This window comes from Marinobacter gelidimuriae (assembly GCF_000372805.1).
Lineage (GTDB): Bacteria > Pseudomonadota > Gammaproteobacteria > Pseudomonadales > Oleiphilaceae > Marinobacter > Marinobacter gelidimuriae.
The window spans coordinates 23,468-48,629 of the sequence record NZ_KB889840.1 but is presented as its reverse complement, the minus strand read 5'-3'; the positions used below and the strand labels follow the sequence as shown (position 1 = coordinate 48,629).

24 protein-coding genes are annotated in these 25,162 nt (G+C 56.0%); 21 read left to right on the top strand and 3 right to left on the bottom strand.

The window, feature by feature from the left end:
* Positions 1-51 precede the first annotated feature (51 nt).
* The 18 genes from A3OI_RS0102960 (at position 52) to A3OI_RS0102880 (ending at position 15,394) form a co-directional block, all read left to right on the top strand.
* Positions 52-834 carry a GvpL/GvpF family gas vesicle protein gene (locus A3OI_RS0102960; protein WP_018402857.1) on the top strand — a complete coding sequence of 261 codons (783 nt, stop codon included), beginning with the start codon at positions 52-54 and terminating at the stop codon, positions 832-834.
* Positions 818-1,102 carry a gas vesicle protein GvpG gene (locus A3OI_RS0102955; RefSeq protein ID WP_018402856.1) on the top strand — a complete coding sequence of 95 codons (285 nt, stop codon included), beginning with the start codon at positions 818-820 and terminating at the stop codon, positions 1,100-1,102. Before A3OI_RS0102960 ends, A3OI_RS0102955 begins: the two co-directional genes overlap by 17 nt.
* A gap of 47 nt (positions 1,103-1,149) precedes the next feature.
* Positions 1,150-3,087, top strand: coding sequence for an ArsA family ATPase (locus A3OI_RS0102950; RefSeq protein ID WP_177313676.1), 1,938 nt, complete (start codon positions 1,150-1,152; stop codon positions 3,085-3,087).
* Positions 3,088-3,101: 14 nt separating this feature from the next.
* Positions 3,102-3,230: a hypothetical protein gene (locus tag A3OI_RS24230; RefSeq protein WP_018402854.1), complete on the top strand. Its 129-nt coding sequence runs from the start codon at positions 3,102-3,104 to the stop codon at positions 3,228-3,230.
* Between the two features lie 131 nt (positions 3,231-3,361).
* Complete coding sequence (locus A3OI_RS24575) at positions 3,362-3,712, top strand: gas vesicle protein (protein WP_407635509.1); 351 nt, start codon at positions 3,362-3,364, stop codon at positions 3,710-3,712.
* Positions 3,713-4,146: 434 nt separating this feature from the next.
* A complete protein-coding gene (gene gvpA / locus A3OI_RS0102940; RefSeq protein ID WP_018402853.1) occupies positions 4,147-4,365 on the top strand; it encodes a gas vesicle structural protein GvpA in 219 nt (72 codons plus the stop codon).
* A 64-nt stretch (positions 4,366-4,429) separates the two neighbouring features.
* Positions 4,430-5,299, top strand: a complete 870-nt coding sequence (locus A3OI_RS0102935) for a hypothetical protein (protein ID WP_018402852.1) — start codon at positions 4,430-4,432, stop codon at positions 5,297-5,299.
* Between the two features lie 286 nt (positions 5,300-5,585).
* On the top strand, positions 5,586-5,876 hold the full coding sequence (locus tag A3OI_RS0102930; RefSeq protein ID WP_018402851.1) for a tetratricopeptide repeat protein: 291 nt from the start codon (positions 5,586-5,588) through the stop codon (positions 5,874-5,876).
* Positions 5,877-5,896: 20 nt separating this feature from the next.
* Positions 5,897-6,103 (top strand): gas vesicle protein GvpJ, encoded by a 207-nt coding sequence (gene gvpJ, locus A3OI_RS0102925; RefSeq protein ID WP_018402850.1) that lies wholly within the window; start codon positions 5,897-5,899, stop codon positions 6,101-6,103.
* Complete coding sequence (locus A3OI_RS0102920; protein WP_018402849.1) at positions 6,100-6,390, top strand: gas vesicle protein K; 291 nt, start codon at positions 6,100-6,102, stop codon at positions 6,388-6,390. Before gvpJ ends, A3OI_RS0102920 begins: the two co-directional genes overlap by 4 nt.
* Positions 6,391-6,397: 7 nt before the next feature.
* Positions 6,398-6,727, top strand: a complete 330-nt coding sequence (locus A3OI_RS0102915) for a gas vesicle protein (RefSeq protein WP_155903001.1) — start codon at positions 6,398-6,400, stop codon at positions 6,725-6,727.
* 42 nt (positions 6,728-6,769) lie between these two features.
* Positions 6,770-7,372: an Hsp20/alpha crystallin family protein gene (locus A3OI_RS0102910; RefSeq protein WP_018402847.1), complete on the top strand. Its 603-nt coding sequence runs from the start codon at positions 6,770-6,772 to the stop codon at positions 7,370-7,372.
* A gap of 68 nt (positions 7,373-7,440) precedes the next feature.
* Complete coding sequence (locus A3OI_RS0102905) at positions 7,441-9,597, top strand: CDC48 family AAA ATPase (protein WP_018402846.1); 2,157 nt, start codon at positions 7,441-7,443, stop codon at positions 9,595-9,597.
* Positions 9,594-10,400, top strand: a complete 807-nt coding sequence (locus tag A3OI_RS0102900; RefSeq protein ID WP_018402845.1) for a GvpL/GvpF family gas vesicle protein — start codon at positions 9,594-9,596, stop codon at positions 10,398-10,400. Before A3OI_RS0102905 ends, A3OI_RS0102900 begins: the two co-directional genes overlap by 4 nt.
* Positions 10,401-10,455: 55 nt before the next feature.
* Positions 10,456-11,529, top strand: a complete 1,074-nt coding sequence (locus A3OI_RS0102895) for a GvpL/GvpF family gas vesicle protein (protein WP_018402844.1) — start codon at positions 10,456-10,458, stop codon at positions 11,527-11,529.
* Positions 11,530-11,538: 9 nt separating this feature from the next.
* Complete coding sequence (dnaK, locus tag A3OI_RS19175; RefSeq protein WP_018402843.1) at positions 11,539-13,335, top strand: molecular chaperone DnaK; 1,797 nt, start codon at positions 11,539-11,541, stop codon at positions 13,333-13,335.
* Between the two features lie 62 nt (positions 13,336-13,397).
* Positions 13,398-14,960 (top strand): PAS domain-containing sensor histidine kinase, encoded by a 1,563-nt coding sequence (locus A3OI_RS0102885; RefSeq protein ID WP_018402842.1) that lies wholly within the window; start codon positions 13,398-13,400, stop codon positions 14,958-14,960.
* 53 nt (positions 14,961-15,013) lie between these two features.
* Positions 15,014-15,394: a response regulator gene (locus A3OI_RS0102880; RefSeq protein ID WP_177313675.1), complete on the top strand. Its 381-nt coding sequence runs from the start codon at positions 15,014-15,016 to the stop codon at positions 15,392-15,394.
* 84 nt (positions 15,395-15,478) lie between these two features.
* Here A3OI_RS0102880 and A3OI_RS0102875 read toward each other — a convergent pair whose 3' ends face one another.
* Positions 15,479-17,815 (bottom strand): ATP-dependent helicase, encoded by a 2,337-nt coding sequence (locus A3OI_RS0102875; RefSeq protein WP_018402840.1) that lies wholly within the window; start codon positions 17,813-17,815, stop codon positions 15,479-15,481.
* Positions 17,816-17,909: 94 nt separating this feature from the next.
* Between A3OI_RS0102875 and A3OI_RS0102870 the strand changes: the two genes are divergently transcribed.
* Together A3OI_RS0102870 and A3OI_RS0102865 are read left to right on the top strand one after the other, a co-directional pair.
* Positions 17,910-20,135 carry a tRNA(Met) cytidine acetyltransferase TmcA gene (locus A3OI_RS0102870; protein ID WP_018402839.1) on the top strand — a complete coding sequence of 742 codons (2,226 nt, stop codon included), beginning with the start codon at positions 17,910-17,912 and terminating at the stop codon, positions 20,133-20,135.
* Positions 20,136-20,359: 224 nt separating this feature from the next.
* Positions 20,360-20,692: a c-type cytochrome gene (locus A3OI_RS0102865; protein WP_018402838.1), complete on the top strand. Its 333-nt coding sequence runs from the start codon at positions 20,360-20,362 to the stop codon at positions 20,690-20,692.
* Between the two features lie 83 nt (positions 20,693-20,775).
* Here the strand turns inward: A3OI_RS0102865 and ppnN are convergent, their stop codons facing one another.
* The gene (gene ppnN, locus A3OI_RS0102860) at positions 20,776-22,155 is read right to left on the bottom strand and encodes a nucleotide 5'-monophosphate nucleosidase PpnN (RefSeq protein WP_018402837.1); all 1,380 of its coding nucleotides are present in this window, start codon (positions 22,153-22,155) and stop codon (positions 20,776-20,778) included.
* Between the two features lie 182 nt (positions 22,156-22,337).
* Positions 22,338-23,354 carry a histone deacetylase family protein gene (locus A3OI_RS0102855; RefSeq protein WP_018402836.1) on the bottom strand — a complete coding sequence of 339 codons (1,017 nt, stop codon included), beginning with the start codon at positions 23,352-23,354 and terminating at the stop codon, positions 22,338-22,340.
* Positions 23,355-23,615: 261 nt separating this feature from the next.
* Between A3OI_RS0102855 and A3OI_RS0102850 the strand changes: the two genes are divergently transcribed.
* Complete coding sequence (locus tag A3OI_RS0102850) at positions 23,616-25,067, top strand: aldehyde dehydrogenase family protein (protein ID WP_018402835.1); 1,452 nt, start codon at positions 23,616-23,618, stop codon at positions 25,065-25,067.
* The last annotated feature ends 95 nt before the right edge of the window (positions 25,068-25,162 follow it).

The following is a 25,162-nucleotide window of genomic DNA, read 5'->3' as shown; positions in this document are numbered from 1 at the left end:
AGCATCGAAGAAAGTACGAGTTGAACCATACAATATTAGAGGATTTCCGATATGAACATGGTTAAGCCGTCCACACCACAGCGGTACTTGTACGCCATTGTCGATGCCAGCCAAGCCGGCAAATGGGAAGATATCGGCATCAACGGCGCACGCGTGACAACGATTATCGAAGGCCCGGTTGCAGCAGTGGTCAGTAGCATTGCCGCTAAACGCGTGCGGCCCGAGCGCGCCAACCTGGCATCTCACAATGGCGTGATCAAACTGCTGATGCAGGAGAGCACCGTACTGCCGGTGGCTTTTGGCACTATTGCCGACAGCTACCAGGCGGTGCAGAATCTTCTTACCAAAAACAGCGCGCTCCTCGTCGAACAACTTGACAGCTTGAGGGGGAAGGTAGAAATGGGGCTGCGCGTGCGCTTCGATGTGCCGAACATTTATGAATATATAGTCAGCACACACCACGACCTGAGGGACGCGCGTGATACCGCGTACGGGGGTCTGCAAGAACCCAAGCACGGGATCAAGATCGAGCTGGGAGGTCAGTTCGACCGTGCGCTGGCCGAGGACCGGGAGACCCATACGGCAACGGTTCTGTCGGTGCTGAGTAACCACTGCGCGGATATTAAACACAACCCGGCACGCAATAATCTGGAGGTGATGAATCTGGCCTGCCTAGTCAAGCGCGAAGACCTCAAAGCATTTGAAGACGCCGTGTTGGCGGCGGCCGGTCAATTCGACAATAACTTCGCGTTCGATTTCAACGGTCCTTGGGCTCCTCACAATTTCGTCCATATCGAGCTTAATATAAAGAGCAGCCATGTTTCTCGTCGATAACATTCTGCTCGCGCCGTTCAACGGCCTGTTTTGGATGTTCAAGGAAGTCCACAAATCGGCGCAGCAGGAAATTGACGGAGAGGCCGATAACGTCACCCACGCGCTGAGCGAGCTTTACATGCAGCTCGAAACCGGGGAGCTCACGGATGAGCAGTTTGCGGCCGAAGAGAAGGTGCTGCTTGACCGGCTAGATGAAATCTGGGAGCGCGAGGGGGGCGCACTAGACGAGACTGAAGCGATGGATGAATCCGAGGGCAATGAACCGTGACGATTAGCGCCTCTCGTTCCTTGCCGGGTTTCCTTGGAGACGAGGGCTTGCGTCTGCTGCTGTTTGGCGGGAAGGGCGGGGTGGGGAAAACCACCTGTGCGGCTGCGGCTGCGCTCCACTTGGCCGCGAAGCATCCCGCACGTTCGTACTTGCTGGTGTCCACCGACCCGGCCCATTCTCTGCGTGACTGTCTGGCTGGCGGCGCGTTGGGTCAAAACCTGACGCTGCGGGAAATTGACCCGCAGGGCAGTCTGGCGCGGTTTCGGGCGCGGCATCACCATCATCTACGCACTATCGCGCTGCGCGGCACGTTTTTTGATGAGGCAGATATCGCTCAACTGTTGGACTTGTCGATGCCGGGTCTGGATGAAATGATGGCCTTGCTAGAGATCGTGGCATGGGTCAAGGAAGAGCGTTATGCCTGCATCGTGGTAGATACGGCGCCGGCTGGCCACACGCTTCGGTTGCTCGAGCTTCCCGAGCTGATGCGCAAATGGCTAGTCGTGTTGGACTCGATGCTGGCCAAACATCGGTTTATGGTGAAGTTGTTCAGCAAACGTTACGCCAAGGATGCAGCAGATATCTATCTGCAAGAGATGGCATCCGACCTGCGCTACCTGTGGACATTGCTTCAGTCGTCAACACAATGTCGCTTCGTGCCGGTGTTGCTGGCCGAGAGGCTCAGCGTGCATGTCACGCGCCGGATGCTGGAGGAACTGGCCTCGCTTCAGATTCCAGTGCGCGAGCTGGTGGTTAATCGGCTGCTCCATTCTCAGCCTGATTGCCCGCTCTGCTCGGCGCGGGTGGCGACTCAAACAGCGCTGATCGCCGACATCCAGCGGACCTTTCCCGGCCATGCGCCATGGGGCTTGCCCTTGTTCCTTGAAGAAACGCGGGGCACGGAGCGACTGACATCCCTGTGGGCGCAGTTGCGGCCGCTGGACGCGTGGCAGCCGCTTTCCCCTGCGCCTGCGCCTGCTCTCGCTTTCGGGTCTTTCGCTGCGGTGGAAAACCCGGCTTGCCTTCCCTCTTCCTCGATGAGGCTGCTCTTGTTTGCGGGCAAGGGCGGGGTGGGGAAAACAACCCTGGCATGCGCTTCGGCACTGCGGCTGGCTGAAGAGTGGCAAGGCAAGGAGATTCTGCTTGTTTCCATCGATCCGGCACATTCACTGTCCGCCTGCTTGAACCGGCAGATCGGACCTGAAGAGGTGCGGCTGAGCCGCGGTCTGAGCGCGATCGAGCTCGATCCAGAAGCTGAGTACGCACGATTAAAACAACTCTATGCCGATGAAGTGGCGGGGGTATTTGAGCGCCTCTCCGCGCAGGCGCATATCCATGTTGAATTCGATCAGGAAGTGATAGAGCGCCTCATGGACACCGCCCCACCGGGTCTGGATGAGATGCTTGCGATCACGCGGGTCGTGGAACTGCTGGACCAGGGACGCTACGACCTGGTCATTCTGGATACTGCTCCAACTGGGCATCTTCTGCGCTTTCTGGAGATGCCGGAGCTGATCGAGGCCTGGTTGAAGACTTTTTTCGGCATATTCCTTAAATACCGGCAAGTATTCAGATTACCTCACATTACGCAGGCCATGGTGGAACTCTCCAAGAAGGTGAAACAGTTCCGGCGCGTTCTGACCGACCCGGAACGGGCGGCGTTGATGGCGGTGACGATTCCCACCGAGATGGCGTATGAAGAAACCAGGGACCTGGTGGCTGCTTGTGAGCGGCTGCGGGTCGCGGTTCCGGTGCTGTTCGCAAATATGCTCACGCCGGAGTCTTCCTGTCTGACCTGTTCCGCGCTGCGGAGCGGGGAGCTGCTTCTGTTGGAGCAGTATCAGGAGACATTTCGAGAGCAAAACCTCACCATCGTATACCGGCAAGAATCAGTTGAGCGGGAGCGGCTGGGCAGCTTGGGGCGCTCACTCTATGACGGCTTGAACCCAAGCCCACACGATCAACAGCACGTTGAACATTACTAAAAAAGGAAACTTGTATGCAAGAAGAAACAGCATTAGGTATGACGAAACCGGCGATTGCACCAACCGGTGGCGCGCCAGCGAGTCGCTACTTTTGCGATAGCTTGTTTTGGGCATCCGAGGCCAAGCAAGCAGCAAAAACTTAACGCGACCATTAATGCCTTCGGCTCCCCAGCCGTCCTCCGTCCATAGCTTTCCGCCACACTGTCGCAAGCTCAGGTCTGGCTACATACTATTACCACAATGAACTCTACGGCAACAGAAAGCCTTTTCTAACATTATTCTCCACTGTTCGCTATCGCTCTATTACGAAAATGCAAAAACGCGTTGCCTACTGGCGACTAATCGACTTCGCTTTGCTCTCCATGTCGATCAGCGGGAGAAGCACTCCACAGATTCGTCCACACTCGCCGATGTGCTGGAGCGTATTCTGGACAAGGGCGTGGTGATCGCCGGCGATCGACGAGGGCCGCAAACTCCTGGCCGAACGAGATCACTACATTGCCCAACGCATCAACGACACCTTGTGCGACGACGAGATCGGTTTCCTGTTCCTTGGACTGGCTCACTCGGTGGAAGCGCTTCTGCACCCGGATATACAGGTAAAGCACCTTCTGCCATCACTTAGCGCCAAGGGGGCCAAAACGAAATAGGGGCAACACTCCTAGAAAATTTCTACCTACTTTCATCAGATATAGGGGAAATATTCCCTATATCTGAAATTAGCACCATGAGTGATCGTCCTAATCCCTGAGTTCAGTTCCTTGATATTCAATGGCAAAAGGAAACTCTGCACAAAACACCTTAGTTTGGCTATGGTATGCAACAAGTTGTCGTTATACAGGTTTTTGGCTTCGACTGGCCCAATCACACGGACTTATGCGGACCTTCTTTAATGCGTAAATCCCCCGTTGAGAGTGAGGGGGAACTTCCCACTACTGTGTTGGCACTTAATTTGCCTGTAACTAATTGCAGCCGGAAATTACTCCCCTATTCCGGCAGTAACGCACGAATTTCGATCGTTCGGTCTAGACCGTTTGGGGAAAAAATGGAGCTTATAACATGGCAAACGTACAAAAATCAACAGACTCTTCAAGTCTGGCAGAAGTAGTAGATCGCATCTTGGACAAAGGTATCGTCATCGATGCTTGGGTCAAAGTGTCCTTAGTCGGGATTGAGCTGCTATCAGTCGAGTTACGCGTAGTGATTGCGTCGGTCGAAACTTACCTTAAGTATGCGGAGGCCATTGGCCTCACAGCCAGCGCAGCAGCGCCGGCGTAAAGTCGATCCTTGACAGTTACCCAGCCGGGCGAGAGACTTGCTGTCGTCCGGTTGTGGGTAATTTATGGGCATCAAAATCTGGATGCTGAAAAACGGGGTATTTGATATGAATAGAGCAAATGATTTGGCGCGATTGTGCGAAGAGATGGAAACTGGACATCGCGACCGCGTGGAGTTCGTTGCCGACATAACTAACAGGGTTGCCGAGCTAAGAAAAGAAAATCAGGCGGATAACAAGGAACGCGCGGCGAACGAGGTGATGCGCAAGCGCGAGGGGGAGCAGGAGTCCAAAGTGCGCGTGGAGTTCGTTGCCGACATAACGAACAGGGTTGCTGAGCTGAGAAAAGAAAATCAGGCAGAAAACAAGGAACGCGCGGCGAACGAGGTGATGCGCAAACGCGAGGGGGAGCAGGAGTCCAAAGTGCGCGCGGAGTTCGTTGCCGACATGAAGCGCGGGGTCGCTGAGCTGAGAAAAGAAATTCAGGCAGATAACAAAGAGTTGTTTATCGGGGTTGCCGAGCAGAGAAAAGAAAATCAGGCTCAAAACACGGCCGCCCATGTGGCTTGGTTTGGCACGGGGGCCACAAGGGCTAACCAAGTAGCCGCCAGGGCGGAGGATGGGGCTTTTGGAATGGAGGGAAAGCTGATCGAAAAGTTGGGGTTTGGAACGCGCGAGACTGAAGAGCCGGTAGCTCGCCCAGAAACCGAAGCAAAATCGCAGCCAAGCACACACGAATCCGAGATGTCAGATGAGGAAAGAGTGCTCCAAGTCGTGCGGGAAAACCCGAGTGGTATTTCTGCCACCCAAATCGGCGAGCAGGTGTCGTTGTATGCCATGGCAGTCGGTAAAATCATGAAGGGGTTGATCGAAAAAGGAAAGGCCCAGAGGGACGACGAGACGCGACTTTATACGCCATCCAAGGGTGGCGAATAGTCCCATTGCTGCGCCTGGTCTGAGAGTGATAAGACGGCGGCTCAAGACAAATTGCGGAAAGTCATCCTGCCGCTAACTTTACTCAAGGTCCAAGCGTGGCTCTTCTGCGGCGCGGTGAGCGGCTTCTGTTGGAGCGGTATCAGGAGACATTTCGAGAGCAAAACCTCACCATCGTATACCGGCAAGAATCAGTTGAGCGGGAGCGGCTGGGCAGCTTGGGGCGCTCACTCTATGACAGCTTGAACCCAAGCCCACACGATCAACATTACTAAAAAAGGAACATTGTATGCAAGCAGAAACAGAATTGGGTATGACGAAACCGGCGATTGCACCAACCGGTAGCGCGGAAGAAGCTACGGGGGGCAGTTTACTCGATCGTCTGCTGGGCATGGCGCACCGCTACCGCAGTGAAGGCAATATGCGGCAGGCGATGGAGATGTACTGGGCGTTGCTGGAAAACCATCCCGAGACGGCGCAAGCGCTGGTCGCACACGCGACCCTGCTGAAATTAGCTGAAGCACATGAACGCGACGGCGCTAGGCATGCGGCACGCTACATGTATGAGCGCTTGTTGTGATTTGAAGGAGTTCTGTGACGATGAATAAACCTGTCAGCTATTCAGACAGCATGTCTTTGTGCGAAACCCTGGACCGGGTTTTGAACACAGGCGTGGTGGTGGTCGGCGAAATCGTTATTTCGGTGGCCGATATCGATTTGATCTATCTGGGCCTGAACCTCACACTGACTTCGGTAGAAACCGCCAATGAAGCGAAGCTGAAGCGGGCACTGGAAGGACAAGCATGACAGAACCCGAAAGCCCGGCGCCGTCGCCGCGTATAGCGCTCGATCCGGAAAATATGCGCAAAGGACTCGGGCAACTTGTTCTGACGTTGGTTGAGTTGATCCGGCAATTGCTGGAAAAGCAGTCGCTCCGGCGCATAGAGGGTGGCACGCTTTCGGAGGAAGAAATCGAGCGCTTGGGTCTGACCCTTTTAAGATTGGGTGAGGAAATGGAATGGCTGAAAAAAGAGTTCGGACTGACCGATGACGAACTGAACCTTGATCTAGGTCCGCTGGGAAAATTACTTTAGGACAAACATGATGGATAACAACGAAAGCTCAATGACGCACTCCACAGATTCGTCCACTCTTGCCGATGTTCTGGAGCGTATTCTGGACAAGGGCGTGGTGATCGCCGGCGATATCAAGATCAACCTGGTGGATATCGAATTGCTGACGATTCAGATCCGCCTTTTGATTTGTTCCGTGGACAAGGCCCAAGAGATGGGCATTGATTGGTGGATGACCAATCCCTATCTCAATTCGGGGGCGAAGCAGCAAGATGACAATCAGGAACTCGATACGCTTCGAGCGCGAATCGCCCATTTGGAGCAAGACCTTGCCCGCCAACCGGCCGCACCGAGCTGAACGGCTTCAAGGACGAAGCGCCAACAAACTTAGGAGAAACACATGGCAAACAAGGACAGATCAGGGCAGTTTTCCGAAGGCAAACAGCGCCTGGAAGAGATCCGGCGCCGGCTCGGGGGTCTGTTCGCAGGGCCGGTAGCGTCTAAGCCTGAAGAGTCGGGCTTGCCCGGATTTTTAGGCGGGCTCGGCGGGCTCATCGACCAGCTTGGAAAACTGGCTGACGAGGCGGACAAAGCCGGCGGCGTCACGAGCAAGAGCGGCGAGTTCGATCTGGGGCCGGACAAACGTCTGCAGGGCGTGTACGGGTTTTCGGTCAAGACCGGCTTGGGCGAACAAGGGGTCAAAGTCGAACCCTTCGGCAACATTCGAAAGGACGAGCGCAGCGGCGTCGTGGAAGTCCTGGAAATTCGGGAACCCATGACCGATCTGTTCGATGAGCCAACGCATATCCTGATCGTCGCTGAAGTGCCAGGCATCACGCAGGAAGATGTGCGGCTGGAAGTCCATGACGATATCCTCACGCTGGCAGCCGAGCGGGGTGAGAAAAAATATCGTAAGGAAATGCTCTTGCCGACCAGCTTCTCATCGGACAAGATGAGCTTTATCTGCAGGGGCGGAATCGTGGAAATAAAGCTCAATAAATAAGCGCACCCCTTGGTTCTCTCGTCTTGTGAAATGAGGGGATGACCGCGTGGCGAAAACCGGAGAGTTCGATGCAGAAAAAAACCCGTGAGACGAAGAAGCCGGCCGAAGGCGCGCTGCGGCTTAAAGTCAGTGAAGCCCTCGGCAAGGACGCTGGTCGGGCGCTAGCCAGGATGGATCCGGCCGATATTGAGGCGCTGGGGGCCAAGATTGGCGAGATCATTGAAGTTTCCGGGAAACGCAGCAGTGTCTGCAAGCTGATGCCCGCATACAAGGAGTCCAGGAACGGGGCCAAGGTGCAGCTCGATGGCCTCTCTCGGGGGAATGCCGGAGTGGCACTCGATGAGATCGTGACAGTACGAAAAGTGGCCACGCAGCCGGCGCAGAAGCTGGTTCTTTCGCCCACCGATGTCGTGCCAGGCGAGCGTGATATGAAGTATATCGGGAGCCTTCTGGATGGCCTTCCAGTGATTCAAGGCGATCGAATCCGTGCGACTTTGTTCGGCAGTCGGCACACTGAATTTATCGTCCGCGAGACGACACCGAAGGGGCCGGTTCTGATTGCACCGACCACCCTTTTGACGGTTGATGTGGCACCAGTGGGGCAGGAAAAACGCAAAGCGGTGGGCCCCTCCGTGTCCTATGAAGACATCGGCGGACTAGGTCCAGTGGTGCAAAAGATCCGCGAGATGATCGAGTTGCCGCTGCGTCACCCGCAGATTTTCGAGAAGCTCGGCATTCAAGCACCCAAGGGCGTACTGCTGCACGGCTCACCCGGAACCGGCAAGACATTGGTTGCGCGGGCGGTGGCTAACGAGACTGATGCTTATTTTATCTCTATCAGCGGGCCAGAAATCATTGGCAAGTTCTATGGGGAGTCGGAAGCCAAGCTGCGCTCGGTGTTTGAGGAGGCAGAGAAGCACGCCCCCAGTATCATTTTTATTGACGAGATCGAGGCTATCGCGCCCAAGCGCGAGGAGCTGGGCGGAGAAAAGCAGGTTGAGCGCAGGGTCGTCGCACAACTGCTGACGCTGATGGACGGCTTGAAGAGTCGGGGCAAGGTGATTGTCATTGCCGCCACCAACCTGCCGAACTTGCTTGATCCGGCACTGCGCCGTCCTGGTCGCTTTGACAGAGAAATTGTGCTTCCGGTTCCGGACCGTCATGGACGCTTGCAGATTCTGGAGATTCACAGCCGCGGCATGCCCTTGGCGACGGACGTTGACATGGGCGAGATAGCCCGTATCACACACGGGTTTGTAGGCGCTGATCTCGAAGCTTTGTGCCGTGAGGCAGCCATGACCTGCCTGCGACGAGTTTTGCCAGAGGTCGATATGGCACAGTCCACTCTCCCCTATGAGACGTTGATGCAACTGGAAATATCAAAGAATGATTTTCTGTCTGCCCTGTGCGAAGTGGAGCCCTCGGCGCTGCGCGAAGTGTTCGTCGAGGTACCAACGACGACGTGGGATGACGTGGGAGGCTTGGAGGAGGTCAAGACACTACTACAAGAAGCCATCGAGTGGCCGCAGAAATATCGAGAGTTGTTAGAAGCGGCCGATGTCAAGCCACCGAAAGGGATTCTCCTGGTCGGGCCTCCAGGTTGCGGCAAAACACTACTCGCCCAGGCAGCGGCCAGTATGTCCGAGATGAATTTTATTAGCATCAAGGGGCCTGCCTTACTATCGAAATACGTCGGCGAGTCGGAATCGGCGGTGCGCGAGGTGTTCCGCAAGGCTAAGCAGGCAGCACCCTGTCTGGTGTTCTTTGACGAGATTGATGCCTTGGTGCCGCAAAGAAGTGGCGGCTCTTCGGAGTCTCATGTCAGCGAGCGGGTGGTGGGTCAATTCCTGGCGGAACTGGACGGGATCGAGAAGCTGACCGGGGTGCTGATCCTGGCTGCAACGAATCGCCCAGACATGATTGATCCGGCTCTGTTGCGTCCGGGGCGCTTCGACGTGAAGGTGACGATCCCACCCCCAGACGCACGGGAACGCCTTGCCGTCTTAAAGGTGCACACGCGCAAAAAGCGCTTGGCCAAGGGCCTTTCCATCGAAGAACTAATTCCCCGGACCGAGGGGCTTTCGGGCGCCGACCTGGCCGCGATTTGTCAGAACGCGGCGCTCAATGCCGTCCGGGAACGGGTGCAAAGCACTCGCAAGATTGAGGGTGCGGTGGTTCTCCAGCAGCGGCATTTTGAAGCCGCCCTAACAGGTATCAATCGATGAACTCGATCTATCTATACTGTCTGGCCGGCCCGGCTTGTGTCGCTATGGTGAAACAACTGTCTCAACAGGAAGGTGCAGGAATTGATGAACACTTTCCCCTGTTGACGCTGGAACGAGACGGCGTCGTAGCCGTGATCGGAGAAATCGATGCCGGTGAATTTAATGAGCAGAACCTTCAGTCCATGGAATGGGTGGGGCCACGGGCCTATCGTCATGCCGCGCTCGTGGAAAAAATCATGGCCGTCTCATCAGTTCTGCCGGTTAAATTCGGCACGATCTTTGACTCGGCGGAGAGCTTGACCCGACTCCTGACCCAGCATCGTGAGCGTATTGCCGTGTTTCTTGAAAAGCTGCGCGACAAATCGGAATGGAGCGTCAAGGCTTATCTGGACGATGAGCGCGCTCGATCTAGCGTGAGCGCGGAGAATCCAGCTATCCAGGACCGGATTGCAAAAATGTCTTCAGCGCCGGGTGCGCGGTATCTGCAGCAGAAGCAGGTCGATGTCATGCTCGATGCGGCATTACGGGTGTGGGTGACGGATCAAACTCGCAATATGGGCGATGTGCTTTCGGCCCATGCTGTGGAAAACGCTGAATTGCGGCTTCTTTCCAGCGAGGCGTCCGAACGCCCGGAGAGCATGGTTTTCAACGGCAGTTTCCTGCTGTCCGACCCGGCCTTGCCCGCCTTTCGTGCGGCGCTCTCTGCGTTGCAGGAAGCCGGGCGCGAGGACGGCTTGACACTGGAACTGAAAGGCCCGTGGCCCCCTTATAATTTTTGTCCAGATCTGCGGGTAGAGACCTAATTTGCAATGATGACTATTATTACCCTATCAATATGCAAGGCAGAGGGATGAACATATGCAAATAAAACGCTTTATTTACGCAACCATCGATAACCGGTCAGGCACGCCGGATTTGGCTGCCTACCAAGGAGGGGGGATTGATGCTGCGCCCCTCGAAATGGTCAGCTATCGAGATATTACGGCTGTGGTGAGTACCATTGATGTTGACCAGTTCGACCTTGGTTTGCCTGGTGAAATATCGACCGAACAACAGGCAGATAGCCATAAGGCATGTCTGCTAAAGTATCAACAGGTGAATTTGTTTGTCTTCGAACAGACCGGCAGTAATGGAATGCTACCGCTAAAATTTGGCTTTACGGCAAAAAATGATCAAGAGGTTGCAAGGGTTCTGGAGCAGGCCTATATCCAATTGAGAACCTACCTTGACAAACTGCAAGGGACGATGGAACTGGTGATCCAAACCTCGTGGGAATTGCCGAAGATACTTCAAGAGATCCTCAAGGATAACCCCGGATTGGCGGGTGCAGACCAGGTACAGACAGGTAAGCTACTGTTTGAAGCGGCCGAGATCAAAAAAGGAAAAATTCTTGCCGCGATTCATGACAATCTCTCCCCGCTTTCAAAAGACTACTCGGACGCCCCCCTCAAAACAGAGGCAATGATCCTGAACCGAAATTATCTGGTTGACAAGGACAAGGAACACCAGTTTGACGACGCGGTGAATGTAGTGGCAACAGAGTTTGAAGAGGCTCTAACATTTCGTTATATAGGACCCCTGCCAGCATACAGTTTCGTTAATATCGAGCTGAATCAGGGAAACTTTGCGCTGGTGGACAAGTCACGAAAACTATTGCAATTACCTGAGAAGGCTTCTTGGGAAAGTATAAAATCCGCCTATCGACAATTAATTATAACCCATCATCCAGATAAAAACCCTGATGATCCGCAAGCGGCGAAACGCACCAAAGACGTGGTCGCAGCTTACGAGATTGTCAGGGCGTATTGTCAGAGTCTCCCCGGATTTGAGGAACAGGGAAAGTCCGATAGGTTTTGCTTCTCGAAGGAGGCGGTCGAGCAAGCTTTTATCGTTGACGACAAGGGTGCGGTATTGGCTCGAGTGAAAGGCTAAAGATCCCACATGAGCAAGACTATCGGCATCGATTTGGGTACTACGAATAGCTGCATGGCGGTGCTAGTCCACGGCAAGCCTGTCATTATCCCGAACGCAGAGGGTGAGCGCACGACGCCATCCGTGGTCGCATTCACCCAAGCAGGGCAACGGCTCATAGGCACGGCTGCCAAGCAGCAACAACCCGGGAATCCACAGGGAACCCTCTCCTCAATCAAGCGATTCATGGGGCGTCAGTGGGAAGAGGTTTCCGAGGAGATGACAATCGCTGCCTACCCTGTCGAAAAGGGTGAAAGCGGCGATGTCAATGTCACCGTTGAGGGTACGCTGTACACCCCTCAAGAGATCAGTGCGATGATCCTCCAGAAATTGAAAGCTGATGCCGAGGATTATCTCGGTGAGTCCGTGACTGAAGCTATCATCACTGTCCCGGCTTTCTTTAACGATGCCCAGCGCAAGGCAACCAGGGATGCCGGCAGAATCGCTGGGCTCAATGTGTTGCGCATCATCAACGAGCCGACCGCTGCCTCGCTCGCCTACGGGCTGGACAATGCGGATGACCAGACAGTTCTGGTTTTCGATCTCGGTGGAGGCACATTCGACGTCTCGATCCTCGGCCTTGGCGGGGGACTGTTCGAGGTGAAAGCTACGAACGGCGACAACCATCTGGGCGGCGACAACTTTGACAAGGCTATTGTCGATTGGCTGCTCGAGGAGTTCAATCGAGAACATGGGATTGATTCATCTGTCGACCCGATAGCCTTGTTGCGCCTTTATGCGGCGGCTGAAAAGGCCAAAATTGAGCTCTCAACAATGCCAGCGACTCAGGTTAATCTGCCGTTCATCACTGCCACGCCAGCAGGCCCGAAACATATCAGCCTCGAACTCACGCGTGTGCAGTTGAACGGACTAAGTGCCTCGCTGATCGCCCGTACTACGAATCCCATCATGCAAGCGCTCGCCGACGCGGGAATAGAAGCACGCGAGATCGATCAAGTCGTACTCGTCGGCGGCATGACCCGCATGCCAGCAATTCAAGACAAAATCAGGGAATTAACCGGAAAAGAACCGCACAAGAGCATCAACCCGGACGAGGTTGTCGCCATGGGTGCCGCGATTCAGGCGGGCGTTCTCCTTGGTGAAGTCAAAGATGTTCTGCTACTTGATGTCACCTCGCTTTCGCTGGGTATAGAGACCAAGGGTGGCGTTTTCACAAGACTGATCGAGCGAAATACCAGTATCCCGACCCGCAAGACACAGACCTTCACGACTGCCGAGGACAATCAGTGCTTGGTGGAGATTCACGTCCTCCAGGGCGAGTCGGAGATGGCTGCCTTCAATAAATCGCTAGGCACGTTCCTGCTTGTCGACCTCCCGCTAGTACGACGCGGCCTGCTTGAGATCGATGTCACCTTCGACATCGATGCAAACGGAATCATCCGTGTGGAGGCGCAAGACATAGTCTCCGGCAACGAGCAGCAGATTCGAATCGAAGGCGGATCTGGCCTTACGGAAGATGAAATAAGCCGTATGGTAAAGAGCGCCAAGGCGTATGCCGAGGCGGCACACCGATTGCGCGAACTCGCGGACGTGCGCAATCATGCCGAAGTCCTTGCTGCCGAAATCGAACTCTCGCTTAATACGTTTTACACCCAGATTAAGGCGTCCGAGGCTTCGATGATCACAGAGCGAATCGCGGATCTGCGCCAAGTAATCGAAGGAGTCGATGTACGTGAAATTCGTACGCGCACTGAAGCTCTCGTGGAGGCTGCGCAAGTTCTCAGACACGAAGGGCAAGCGGAATAAAAAAAGCAGACAGATGAGTTTACTGGGTTTACTAGGTGAATTCGCGTTTAAACTGGAACTGAATGGCCCGTGACCCTTATAATGACTATTATTACCCTATCAATATGCAGGTTATGCAGGTTATGCAAGGCAGAAGAATGAGCATCGGGTCGAATACTTTATCGCCATCGGAAAAATGGCAAGAACAACTCTACGACATGCTGCTTGAGAGTATCCCGTCCTCAGTGCTGCTGGTGGACCGGTCGCTGCGGGTCATTTCGGCGAACCGGAATTTCCTCGAGAAGGGCCGCCGCAAAGCGCGTTCGACGATAGGCGCACCCATGAACGAGGTCTTCCCGACGCCCATTCTGGAATTCACTAAAATAGAAGCCAAAGTTCGGCGAGTGTTTGAGCAAGGCGAGTTGTTGCGTGGAGAGCAGATTACCTATCGCGCTCCGGGAATTCCAGCCCGCATCTACTACTACACGGTGGTTCCCGTCAAGGCCGCAGGTCGGGTTGAGTGCGCCATGATCCTGATGGACGATATTACAGAAAAGGTGCGCCTGGTGGAGCAGGCTCATCTGGTTCAAATGCGTCTGGCGAACGTGGTCGAATACGCCAACGATCTCCTGGTGTCTGCCGATGCCGAAGGCTGCATCGTCACCTGGAACCCCGCTGCGGAGCGAGTCACCGGCTTTTCATCCAGAGACGTGCAGGGTCGCGCTATGTGCAATCTGTGCGAACACAGTGATCAGGAAGACATGAAGTCAATGATTCAGCAGGTGGCTCGAGGGAAATCGGTACGCCCGAGGGAGTTGCGTCTCGTCGCTAGTTCAGGGGCACTGATTCCGGTGGCGTGGGCATTCTCTTACATGCGCGACGAATCCGGGAAAGTGAGCGCTCTGGTGGCAGTCGGCCGTGATCTGACTGAGCGGCATGCGTTCGAAGCGCAACTAGCTCAGAACGTGAAACTGGCCGCGCTGGGGGTCATGGCCGGAGGAATCGCGCATGAACTGCGCAACCCTCTGTCCGTCAGCTATTCGGCCGCACAATTTCTGAATGAGGGTGCCCCGGACCCCGCATTCCACGCAGAATGCGTGCAAAAGATTCTCGCCGGCATAGAGCGGGCGTCCGGCATTATTGAAAACCTTCTGCGCTTTTCCAGGCCGTCGGAGGCCGGCAACATGAAGATCATCGACCTCGTGCCCGTCGTACGCGAGACCGCCCGTATCCTTAGCAATCAGGGGGCGCTGCAAAAGGTCACTGTGACGGAGAACTATCCTGCAGACAGCGTTCTCATCAACGGCAACTGGAACCAGCTCCAGCAGGTGTTAATGAATCTGATTTTTAACGCCTATGCCGCCATGCCCGAAGGGGGTGAGCTCAAGATTGCCATCAGCCATGAGGGTGGACGGGCAGTTATTGTTGTTCGCGACACAGGTTGTGGCATTGCCGCGGCCAATAGGGCCAAAATATTTGACCCCTTCTTCACCACCAACGCTGCTGGCAGTGGGACTGGGCTGGGACTGTCGATCTGTCACACCATCATTAGCCAGCACGAGGGCCTCATCGATGTGGATAGCGAGGTCGGGAAGGGAAGTATCTTCACGATTGATCTGCCGGCAAGGGTAGCGCGGGCTCAATGATGAGTAGAGACCCGGCTCCATTGCGACAGGCCCCAGCGCAGCGTCACACCGTATTGATCATCGATGACGAGCCCGGTGTGCGTTGGTCCCTGCGGCACCTCTTGGAAAGCAATGGATTCACGGTTGCGAGCGCATCATCCGGTGTTGAGGCGCTAAAGAGTCTGAAGGCATCGAAATTTAGCATCGTCTTGGTGGATGCCAAACTCCCCGACATTGACGGGATTAATCTGGCACAACGAATTCGGATTGAAACACCCTGTCAATCGCCGTTGATTCTTGTCTCCGGCTATTTCTATGACGATGATGCGGTCGTTAGTGAGGTTTTGAGTTCAGGACTCTTTGCCGCTTTTGCTACGAAACCGATTGTTCATAATGCTCTTCTTCTTATTATCCGAGATGCGATTTCGAGCGCTGGAACCCCAGAATGCTCTTGATCCGGGCGCAACAATTTCATAAACGCTCTCCATTTCGATTATTAAGTTTCAGGAAATCTACGAATTTTGGCACCTGAACTCGTGTTAGTTTAACGAGCTGAAGTAGAGGTGGGCGCTTTGCTTGCTGAAATTGAGGGTATCGCCGTTATCAAATCGAACTTCAAAGGCTCTTTCATCCTCACTAATAACGGTTCCAGCGCCAAATATGGCGTGTTGCAGCCGTTCCCGCTGCCATAAGGGCTGGTCATTGTCTTCCTGGCTAGTTTCGCCGCTCAGGGTTACGCCTTCGCGGCGACCGTAACGCTCGCTAATCGCCGTTAGCGGGACGCTCAGGGTTATCGCGTTGCTGCCTTCTAATTGATGCAAAGCGCCGCCTAGTTCATCGGATAGCTCAAAACAACACTCTGCAACAAAGCGGCTGGGGCCCTGTTCGCCGTCCAGGTGAGGGCGGCCGCTTGCAGGGCGCGTAATCAAGTGCAACTGCTGCCTGCTGCGAGTAATGGCCACGTACAACAAGCGCCGTTCGCTTTCCAGGTGGGCCCGCAGATTGCCTTCGGCGCGGGGGCTATAAGGCAGGTACTTTTCCTGTAGGCCGGGCACGATCACCGTCGGCCACTCCAGACCTTTGGTGCGGTGAATAGTAGATAACAGAACACCGATGGGCGTAGCGTCTTGCCCGTCGTTGCGGCGGGCGCCGGCTTGTTGTTTCAGCGTGTGCAGATGAGCCAGGGCTTTTTCGGCGTTAATATCCAGGCTTTTCAGGTATTGGCGAAAGCCGTGAATGGTGTTGGTTCGCTCCTCCGCGTTGTCGTGGGTCAGGGCCAGGCTGCGAATGCCGTCGTACAGGTCGGTGCTGTCGGCGTATACGCTGATCAGCCCGGCCACCGGGCCGCGATAGCCACTGAGCTGGTTCAGTGTTTCTGCCAGTTTGCGCAGCTTGCGGGCGGCCATGGGAGCCAGGGCGTTAAAGTCCATCGCCAGTATGCGTTGTGCCCAGTCTTCGCCAAAACCGGCTAAAAAGCGTGCGAGCTGGTCCAACTCCGGCTCTTTCAGGCCAACGTGGGGAAACCGCAGCAGTTGCCGCGCCAGCTCCAGGCGGTCGCTGTCGGGTAATTGCTTGAGCTGTCCGGTTACTATCTGCAGCAGTGCTATCATGGCCTGCACTTCGCGGCTGAACAGCGCACCTTTGCCGGCATCAATGCGGTAGGGTACTTGTCGCGCCAGCAGTTTCAGTTCAATGGCCACGCTCTGGCTCCATACCCGGAACAGGATGGCGGTATCGGTTAATTGTTCTGCTGTCATGGCTTGCAGCAGCTGCAACACGGTATCGGCGTCATTGTCTTGGCGGTGCAGGGTAATAATGGTGACGGGCGTAGACGGATGCGCATGGCACAGTAAGTCTTTACGGCCACTGTTGTTGTGAATCAGATGGTTGGCCAGCAAGGCCACCCGGTGGCCATAACGAAAGCTGTAGCTCAGGGTTTGTTCCAGCGGGCTTTCAAACTCGTCGCTGAAGCGGCGCAGAATAAACTCCGGTTTGGCACCACGGAACTCGTAAATGGTTTGGTCCGGGTCGCCCACCACGGTTACCCGGGCCCGATCGCCGGCTACATAGCGCAGCAGCAAGTGCTGAATTTCGTTGGTGTCCTGGTACTCGTCGACCAGAATCAGGTCCATTTTATTGGCCACCAGCCGTTGCAGGGGCGGGTTCTGGTGAATGGCCATGACCGGCTCGTACAGCATGTCGGCAAAACTGATACGGCTCTGGCCTTTGCGCCATTGCTCGAAACTGTGGAACAGGTCAATCAGGTAGCGCTGGCGTTCGGTGAACTCCATGTCTTCAAACACGATTTCCGCAGGCGAAAGGCTGGTTTTCACCCGGTCAATAAAGCCGATGGCGGTTTCTATAAATTCTTTTTTGTTCCGCCGCAGCTCGTCTGCCAGGTCTTCCGGCACCAGCCGGCGGCTGAGCTGGAACACCTGATAGTTAATTTCCTGGTCGCTGAGAATGTTAGCGGAAAAATTGGGCAGGTAGCCCTCCCGCACAAAGCGCCGGTAAAGCCGCAGGCCCATGGCGTGATAGGTGCGTATTTCCGGCATCGCCAGGCCGCTATTGCCGCACACCGCTTGCAGTTTGCGTTCGAAATCCATCTTGGCGCTGCGGTTGAACATCAGCACCAGCATGCGGGCGGGGTCGTGCCCCTGGTGCAGCAGATAGCGAATACGCCAGGCCAGGGTCGTGGTTTTGCCACTGCCGGCGACCGCGGTAATTACCGCATGTTCAAAGCCGGCGCTGATAATGTCCCGTTGCTCATTAGTCAGAAACTCGGGCAGAGGGATTTGTGCCGCTGGATTCGCCAGGGCCGTTGCGGCAGTGTGGGGTTGATGCTGGTAATCGGTAGCGGGTGGTTGCTGTGGCATGGCGCCATTGTAATCGGCAACTGGTCGCGGGCACAGGCCTGTTCCATAATGGCGTCGTCATTTTCCATATTCAGCAGTTCAAGAGCACCCTTATATGACGTCTACACCGGATTCACCCAGCACCCGCGCATTGCAGCTTCTGCGGGCTGAACTGCGGCACGCCGGTGAGCGTAGGCTGGTGCTGATTGAGGGCGGCCGCAATGCAGCATTGAACTGGTTGGCGGCAGAACTGCCATTTCTGAGTGCAGATCAGGGCTTGTGGGTTAGCACCAAGGCCGACAGTCCGCTGCCGGCGTTGCACGTAGCGACACCGGCGCAAGCAAGAATTTGGCTGGGGCGTGAGCTAGACCTGCTGGTGTGGGACGGCTTCAGTGGCAACCCGCCTGACGGGCTGGCGGCGCTGGCTGGCACATTAACGGCTGGCGGCCTGTGGTTCTGGTTGACGCCGCCGCTGGCGCAATGGGGCACATTTGCTGACCCGGACTACGCCCGCACCGGCCTCGATCAGGCCACTGAACACCCCTTTGCTGAGCGCTTGGCGAAGATACTGTGTGATGCACCGGACGTCATTCGGCTGAATATGAGTGAGGGTGCGAGTGTAGATGAGAGAGTGGTAGAAAGTGCGGATGAGCGCGCGAGCGCCACCATAAACTCAGAACTGGGCCGTGTGCGGGATGAATTAAGTCGTCGCCGACCCGCAACGGCTTTTTGCGTTAGCGGCGGGCCCGAGCAGGACCAACTGGTGCAAGCGCTGGTGCGTTTTGGCTTGGGGCGCCGGCGCCGTCCGCTGGTGGTTACCGCTGATCGCGGCCGCGGCAAATCGGCAGCCTTGGGCTTGGCGGCCGCGGAGTTGCTGTTGCAGGGCCGCCAGCGAGTATTGCTGACTGCGCCTTCGGCCGAACAGATGGCTACCGTTATGGCCCACGCCCGTGAGCGCCTGGGAGCCCGACTGCAAAGCCAATCGACTACTGAATTGACCACCACCAGCGGCGCCAGCCTGACATTTTTATTGCCGCAACAGCTGCTGGCGGACAAATCTGCCGCAGAAGTTGTGATGGTAGACGAAGCCGCCGCCATAGCCGCGCCACTGTTGCAGCGTATTTTGCTGGGCTGGCCCAGGGTGGCCTTTGCCACCACGGTGCACGGTTACGAAGGCGCCGGGCGGGGATTTGCGGTGCGCTTTCGCGAACAGTTGGACCAACACACGCCGCACTGGCAAGAGCGTACTCTGTCGCCGCCGGTGCGATGGGCCGCCAGTGACCCGTTGGAACCGCTGGTTTTTCGCTTGTTCTTGTTGGCTGCACAGAGCCCGAGTAATACACAGCAGCAGACTCCTGATCCCTTGCCAGTGTTGGAGGTAGAGCGCTGGCAGCCGGCTCAGGCAACAGAAAACGACTTGGCGGAAGCTTTCGGGCTATTGGTGGACGCTCATTACCGCACTACGCCCGCAGACTTACGTCAGTGGCTGGATGATCCCGCCGCTGTCAGCTGGCGCGCTCGTGCAGGTGGACGCACGGTGGGATTGTTGTGGGCTCAGGGCGAGGGTGAGTTCTCAGCGCCCTTAGCGCAGCAGGTTAGCCTTGGGCATCGTCGGCTGCGTGGGCATTTGTTGGCGCAGTCGCTGGCGTTGCACGCGGGCCTGCCACAAGCGGCTCAGCAGCGCAGTTTAAGGGTAACGAGAATTGCGGTGGCGGCCCCGCAGCGCCGCAACGGTATTGGCCAGCGCTTGGTGGCTGCCGCTCAGGCCTATGCCAAAGCGGAAGGCTTTGATTATATCGGCAGCAGCTTTGGTGGCACGCCTGCGTTGCTGGCTTTTTGGCAGCACCAGGGGCTGCAGCCAGTGCGCCTGGGCTTTAGCCAAGAGGCCAGCAGTGGTGAATATCCGTTACAGGCAGTGTGCGGGCTCAGTGCAGCGGGCCAGCGTTTGGTACAGGATTTACAGCAGCGCCTGGGCCGACACTGGTTGGTGTTGGCCGGTCGCCAATGGGTCGAATGTCAGCCGGAACTGATGGCTGCCGTAATGCGCAGTCTGCCAGCCGGCCCGCAACTGGATGCCGAGGACAGTCGCGATTTACATTATTTCGCCGGCGGCCATCGCGGCTTTGAGTTAACCCTGCCGGCGCTGCAGACTCTTAGCCGCTGCGCCGGCGCCGCAGACTGGATGAGTGGATTGCCGCCCGCGCAGTGCGCGCTTTGGTGTCGCGCTTTGGTGCAGGGCCGCAGTTGGGCTGAACTTCAGCGCGAGAATCTGTGCAGCGGTCAGCGCGATGCCGAACAGCAGCTTAGGTTTATGGTCGCAGGCTGGCTATCACTGGGTTAATTGGCCATACACTGATACCACCACTCACTGTTGATAGCCGCCGCCAGCAGATTGCGTCTTGATTTATCGCATTTGAACAGAGTTTGGCGCGTGTTATAATGCTAAGCTGTTATATTAATAGGATGTTTTATTCGCCGTTATTCGCCGTTATTCGCCGTTATTCGCCGTTATTCGCGTATAAGAAATTACAGGCATTCGATTCGAAAAATGAGAGGGTTACCCTAATGAAATTGAAGCACTTTGCTGTTGCAGGTCTTTTTGCAATAAGTGCCGCGCTGCCGATGATGGCCAGTGCCGGAGATGCGGCCGCTGGTAAGGCAAAAGCGGCCGTGTGTGCCGCCTGCCATGGCCAGAACGGTATTGCGTTAATCCCGATGTATCCGAATCTGGCGGGCCAGCACGAGATGTATTTGGTGTCGTCGCTGAAGGCCTACAGAAGCAAGGAACGTAATGGCGGCATGGCGGCCATTATGCAGGGCCAGGCAATGGCACTGAGTGATGACGATATTGCCAACCTGGCGGCGTACTTCGCCAGTCTGCCTGCAGGCGGCAAATAAGCCATCCCGCAGTCAGTTGTTGCAAAATAGTGAGGTGTTGTTATGTTTGGCTAAGGTGTCCGTCAACTTAGCCAGATGACATGCTACGCCCTGCTGATAATCCGGTAACTTGGTCGATAAGCCGAGGTGCCGGGTAGTTTCATCCGGTTTTGAGCCACAAACTGTTCCAACATGGCTTCCAAAGGCTGAATCAGGCTGGGGTCGCCCGCAATTTCAAACGGGCCATGGGCCTGCACCTTCCGAATTCCTTCTTCTTTCACATTACCCGCAACAATGCCGCTGAAGGCTTTACGCAGATTGGCCGCAATCATGTGTATCGGCTGATCGCGATGCAGCTCCAACGCGCGCATATTGGCGTGGTCCGGCTCAAATGGCAGCTGAAACACAGGGTCTATTTTTAACGTCCAGTTGAAGTAATAGGCGTCTTGCATGGCGCGGCGGAAGGTTTCGACCTCTTGCATGCCGTGTTTCATGGTGCGCGCTACCCGCACCGGATCGTCAATGATGATTTCATAGCGCTTCGCGGCGTCGTCACTCAGGGCGTTGCGGATGAACTTGTCGATCATTTCAAAATAATCAGCGTTCTCGCGCCTGCCGGTAAACACCACAGGGAAAGGAATGTCGGCGTTGTCTGGATGCAGCAAAATACCTAACAGGTAAAGGATTTCTTCTGCTGTGCCGACGCCACCGGGGAATACGATCACGCCGTGGCCAAGGCGTACGAAGGCTTCCAGGCGTTTTTCTATATCCGGCATGATCACCAGTTCGTTCACAATCGGATTTGGCGCTTCGGCCCCGATTATGCCGGGTTCGGTAATGCCAATGTAGCGGCCGTCTTTTACTCGTTGCTTGGCGTGGCCTATGGTGGCGCCTTTCATCGGGCCCTTCATGGCGCCGGGGCCGCAGCCGGTGCAAATGCTCAGTTCACGCAGGCCCAACTGGTGGCCCACTTCTTTGCTGTATTGGTATTCTTCATGGCTGATGGAATGGCCACCCCAACACACCACCATGTCTGGCTGTCGCCCCGGTTGCAGCACACGCGCGTTGCGCAGAATGTGGAACACCATATTGGTCAGATCTTCCGGCCGCGGATGCCGCTGGGCTTCAATGAACAGCGGGCTGGAATGGGTGTATACGATGTCGCGCAACACCGAAAACAAATGTTCGCGATTGGCGCGCAGCATTTCATTGTCGACAAAGGCATGGTGGGGTGCGTTGATCAGTTCCAGTTTCAGGCCGCGGGGCTGGGGCACCAGGTGCACCTCAAAGTCGCTGTGGGCCGTCATCAAATCCTGGCAATCGTCGGTAACCACTCCGGTATTCAGTACGGCCAGTGCGCACTGGCGAAACAACCGGTAAAGGCCGCCTTCGCTGCGGTCTTTCAGGCGGTTTACTTCATGGTTAGACAGGATTTCCAGGCTGCCTTCGGGCGACACCAACGCGTTGATGGTGGGTTCATTCATCGGTCGTAAAACTCCTTGGTATGCGGCCAGCATCCTCCACCACACGGGTGCTCGTCCGATTGCCGGCGGCCGAGGCGCTACACTAAGTGTTTTTTTGCCGATGTGCTACCCAATAACGCTGGATTCCAGACTGGGCTGGAATCCACCGAACCTGTCTTCAACGTGCCTTACCGCAACAGGGCTCAGCCAGTCAGGCCCTTAAAAAATTGCTGCACGTTGTGACTCAGGGTGTCCAGGTCATAGCCGCCTTCCTGCACCGTCAGTGTTGGCAGACCCAGTTGGCGAATGTGGCTGCCCAAACGACAGAAGCCCTCGCTGGACACTGACACTTTGGCTTGCGGGTCGTTCTTGTAAATATCGAAGCCCAAGGCCAGTACAATAACATCCGGCTGGTACAGCTTCAGCGCGGTCAGGGCTTCTTCCACCTTGCTGAAAAAATACTCTTCATCAGAGCCGTGGGGCATGGGTAGGTTGATGTTGTAACCGTAGCCTTCGCCTTCGCCGCGTTCGTCTTCGTAACCGGCCACCACCGGGTAGAAGTTGGTGGGGTCGCCGTGCACCGAAACGTAAAGCACGTCGCTGCGGTGGTAGAAAATCTCTTGAATACCCTGGCCGTGATGCATGTCGGTGTCGAGTATGGCTACGCGCTGATAACGGCTGCGCAGGCGCTCGGCAGCAATGGCCGCGTTATTCAGATAGCAGAAGCCACCGGCCGCTGCGCGGCGGGCGTGATGGCCCGGCGGGCGGCATACCGCATAGGTGGTGTGCTCACCTGCCATCAAGGCGTCGGCCGCGCCCAGGGCGGTCTGTGCCGACCAGTAGGCGGCGTCCCAGGTGTGCTCGCCAATGGGGCTGCTACCGTCGGCCTGGTAGCGTGCGGCCTCGGCCAGAACGCCCTTCAGCGCGTTGGGGCTGCGCACAAAAATATTGGACATAACCTCATCGCCCCAGTCATCGCCCATCGCCTTCCAGCGCCGATGGGCAGATTCCAGAAAACGTAGATAGCTCAGATCGTGCACCTTGCCAATGGGGCCCGCGCCCTGGTCAGCCGGATGCAGCACCGGAATACCGCTGGCCTTCAGGCCCGCCAACATTTCCCGGGTGCGGTCTGCAGTCTCTTGCGGTTGGCGCATTTGGCCGCGGGTAAAGTACGACTGTGGGCTGTGCTGATCTTGTGCGGGGTGGAAAAATGCTTTCATATTGCTGCGGCCTTTTTAGAGAGCGGTAGTGTATGCTCACCCGAGTATAGGCACTGACTGGCGTGGGTCAAAAAAACGTAACCCTCAAAAAGCGTTGTCAGCTTTACAGGTTGCCGGACAGCATCCACTATGACTAGTGAAAAGATTAGTGAGAATTTGCGCTTCTGCGATCGAGCGTTCAGGTCGTATCGCAGAAGCTTGAGCGGTATCGCAACAGCCTGGCTATCATGTACAGCCTGACTATCATGTAAGGGAGCCTGAATGATTGAATCATCGTTATTGCAGAATATAACCGGATACGCCGGTGGCCAGTGGCAACAAGCCGCTGCTGATACCTTTGACGTGGATAACCCGGCCACCGGTGCCGTTATTGCCAAGGTGCCGTTTGTAACCGAGCAACAGGTGCAAGAGGCCATAGCCGCGGCAAAAAAAGCCGAAAAACTGACCGAGCCCTACCCGCTGGAGACCCGCCGCAAGTGGCTGGAAGACATTCGCGATGCTCTGACCGCCAACCGCGCAGAAGTGGGCCGCATTTTATGCCTTGAACACGGCAAACCGCTAAACGAAGCCCAGGGCGAAGTGGACTACGCGGCCGGGTTTTTCGATTACTGCGCCAAAAACATCGAGGTTTTGAGCCCGCGTAATCTGGACGCTAAGCCCAAAGACTGCAGCTGGACCGTGCATTTTCGCCCGGTGGGCGTGGTGGGCCTGATTACGCCCTGGAACTTCCCCATTGGCATGATTGCCAAAAAGCTGTCAGCGGCTCTTGCAGCCGGATGCCCGTCGGTGATCAAACCTGCCAGCGCCACCCCGCTGACCATGATTGCGCTGTTCACTCTGATGGATAAATACGTTGATCTGCCCGCGGGTATGGTAAATCTGGTGATGGGTAAGGCCAGCATGATCGGCAAAGCGCTGAGCGAAAGCCCGGATGTGCCCATGCTCAGCTTTACCGGTTCCACTGAAGTGGGGTGTCAGCTGATCAAAGACACCGCCGACTCGGTGAAAAAACTGGCCCTGGAGTTGGGTGGCAACGCGCCGTTTATCGTGTTTGACGACGCCGACCTGGACGCCGCGGTTGATAACCTGGTGGCCAACAAATTCCGCGGCAGTGGCCAGACCTGTGTCTGCGCTAACCGTATTTTCGCCCACGAAAAGATTGTCGACAGCTTCAGTCAGAAACTGGCCGAGCGAGTAAGAAAAATGACCGTGGGTGACGGCATCAACGGTGATGTGGACCTGGGCCCTCTGATTAACCGTGACGGTTATAACAAGGTGAAACGCCACCTTGAAGACGCGTTAGAGCAGGGCGCCACCGTGGTAGCCGGTAAAAAGCCGTCAGAATTAAGCGATGACGATTTGTTTTTCCCGCCAACAGTCATTACTGGCGTAACTCCGCAGATGTGTTGCTCGCGGGAAGAAACCTTTGGCCCGTTGGTTCCCATTGCCAGCTTTAGCGATGAAAACGAAGTGATCGCGGCCGGCAACGACACCGAGTTTGGCCTGGCCTCTTACGTGTTTACTGCGGATGTTAAACGCGCTCAGCGTGTAGCGGCCGGGCTGCGCTTTGGTCACGTGGGCTGGAACACAGGCACCGGCCCCACGCCGGAGGCGCCGTTTGGTGGTATGAAAATGTCGGGTACTGGCCGTGAAGGCGGCGAAGAAGGGCTGTTTGAATTCACCGAAGCGCAAACCGTACCCCGCGGGTTTTAATCGCGCCGGCTAGCCAAACAAGCGTTAGCGCTTGTCAGTGAAAGCGTGAAAGAGTGAACCAAAACGGTGGGCTGCGGCTCACCGTTTTTTTGGCT

What these genes read in the sequence shown, in the direction of transcription:
- A3OI_RS0102960 (WP_018402857.1), top strand. Translation starts at nt 52, where the DNA reads ATGAACATGGTTAAGCCGTCCACACCACAGCGGTACTTGTACGCCATT.
- A3OI_RS0102955 (WP_018402856.1), top strand. Translation starts at nt 818, where the DNA reads ATGTTTCTCGTCGATAACATTCTGCTCGCGCCGTTCAACGGCCTGTTT.
- A3OI_RS24230 (WP_018402854.1), top strand. Translation starts at nt 3,102, where the DNA reads ATGCAAGAAGAAACAGCATTAGGTATGACGAAACCGGCGATTGCACCA.
- gvpA (WP_018402853.1), top strand. Translation starts at nt 4,147, where the DNA reads ATGGCAAACGTACAAAAATCAACAGACTCTTCAAGTCTGGCAGAAGTA.
- A3OI_RS0102935 (WP_018402852.1), top strand. Translation starts at nt 4,430, where the DNA reads ATGGGCATCAAAATCTGGATGCTGAAAAACGGGGTATTTGATATGAAT.
- A3OI_RS0102930 (WP_018402851.1), top strand. Translation starts at nt 5,586, where the DNA reads ATGCAAGCAGAAACAGAATTGGGTATGACGAAACCGGCGATTGCACCA.
- gvpJ (WP_018402850.1), top strand. Translation starts at nt 5,897, where the DNA reads ATGAATAAACCTGTCAGCTATTCAGACAGCATGTCTTTGTGCGAAACC.
- A3OI_RS0102920 (WP_018402849.1), top strand. Translation starts at nt 6,100, where the DNA reads ATGACAGAACCCGAAAGCCCGGCGCCGTCGCCGCGTATAGCGCTCGAT.
- A3OI_RS0102915 (WP_155903001.1), top strand. Translation starts at nt 6,398, where the DNA reads ATGATGGATAACAACGAAAGCTCAATGACGCACTCCACAGATTCGTCC.
- A3OI_RS0102910 (WP_018402847.1), top strand. Translation starts at nt 6,770, where the DNA reads ATGGCAAACAAGGACAGATCAGGGCAGTTTTCCGAAGGCAAACAGCGC.
- A3OI_RS0102905 (WP_018402846.1), top strand. Translation starts at nt 7,441, where the DNA reads ATGCAGAAAAAAACCCGTGAGACGAAGAAGCCGGCCGAAGGCGCGCTG.
- A3OI_RS0102900 (WP_018402845.1), top strand. Translation starts at nt 9,594, where the DNA reads ATGAACTCGATCTATCTATACTGTCTGGCCGGCCCGGCTTGTGTCGCT.
- A3OI_RS0102895 (WP_018402844.1), top strand. Translation starts at nt 10,456, where the DNA reads ATGCAAATAAAACGCTTTATTTACGCAACCATCGATAACCGGTCAGGC.
- dnaK (WP_018402843.1), top strand. Translation starts at nt 11,539, where the DNA reads ATGAGCAAGACTATCGGCATCGATTTGGGTACTACGAATAGCTGCATG.
- A3OI_RS0102885 (WP_018402842.1), top strand. Translation starts at nt 13,398, where the DNA reads ATGGCCCGTGACCCTTATAATGACTATTATTACCCTATCAATATGCAG.
- A3OI_RS0102875 (WP_018402840.1), bottom strand. Translation starts at nt 17,815, where the DNA reads ATGCCACAGCAACCACCCGCTACCGATTACCAGCATCAACCCCACACT.
- A3OI_RS0102870 (WP_018402839.1), top strand. Translation starts at nt 17,910, where the DNA reads ATGACGTCTACACCGGATTCACCCAGCACCCGCGCATTGCAGCTTCTG.
- A3OI_RS0102865 (WP_018402838.1), top strand. Translation starts at nt 20,360, where the DNA reads ATGAAATTGAAGCACTTTGCTGTTGCAGGTCTTTTTGCAATAAGTGCC.
- ppnN (WP_018402837.1), bottom strand. Translation starts at nt 22,155, where the DNA reads ATGAATGAACCCACCATCAACGCGTTGGTGTCGCCCGAAGGCAGCCTG.
- A3OI_RS0102855 (WP_018402836.1), bottom strand. Translation starts at nt 23,354, where the DNA reads ATGAAAGCATTTTTCCACCCCGCACAAGATCAGCACAGCCCACAGTCG.
- A3OI_RS0102850 (WP_018402835.1), top strand. Translation starts at nt 23,616, where the DNA reads ATGATTGAATCATCGTTATTGCAGAATATAACCGGATACGCCGGTGGC.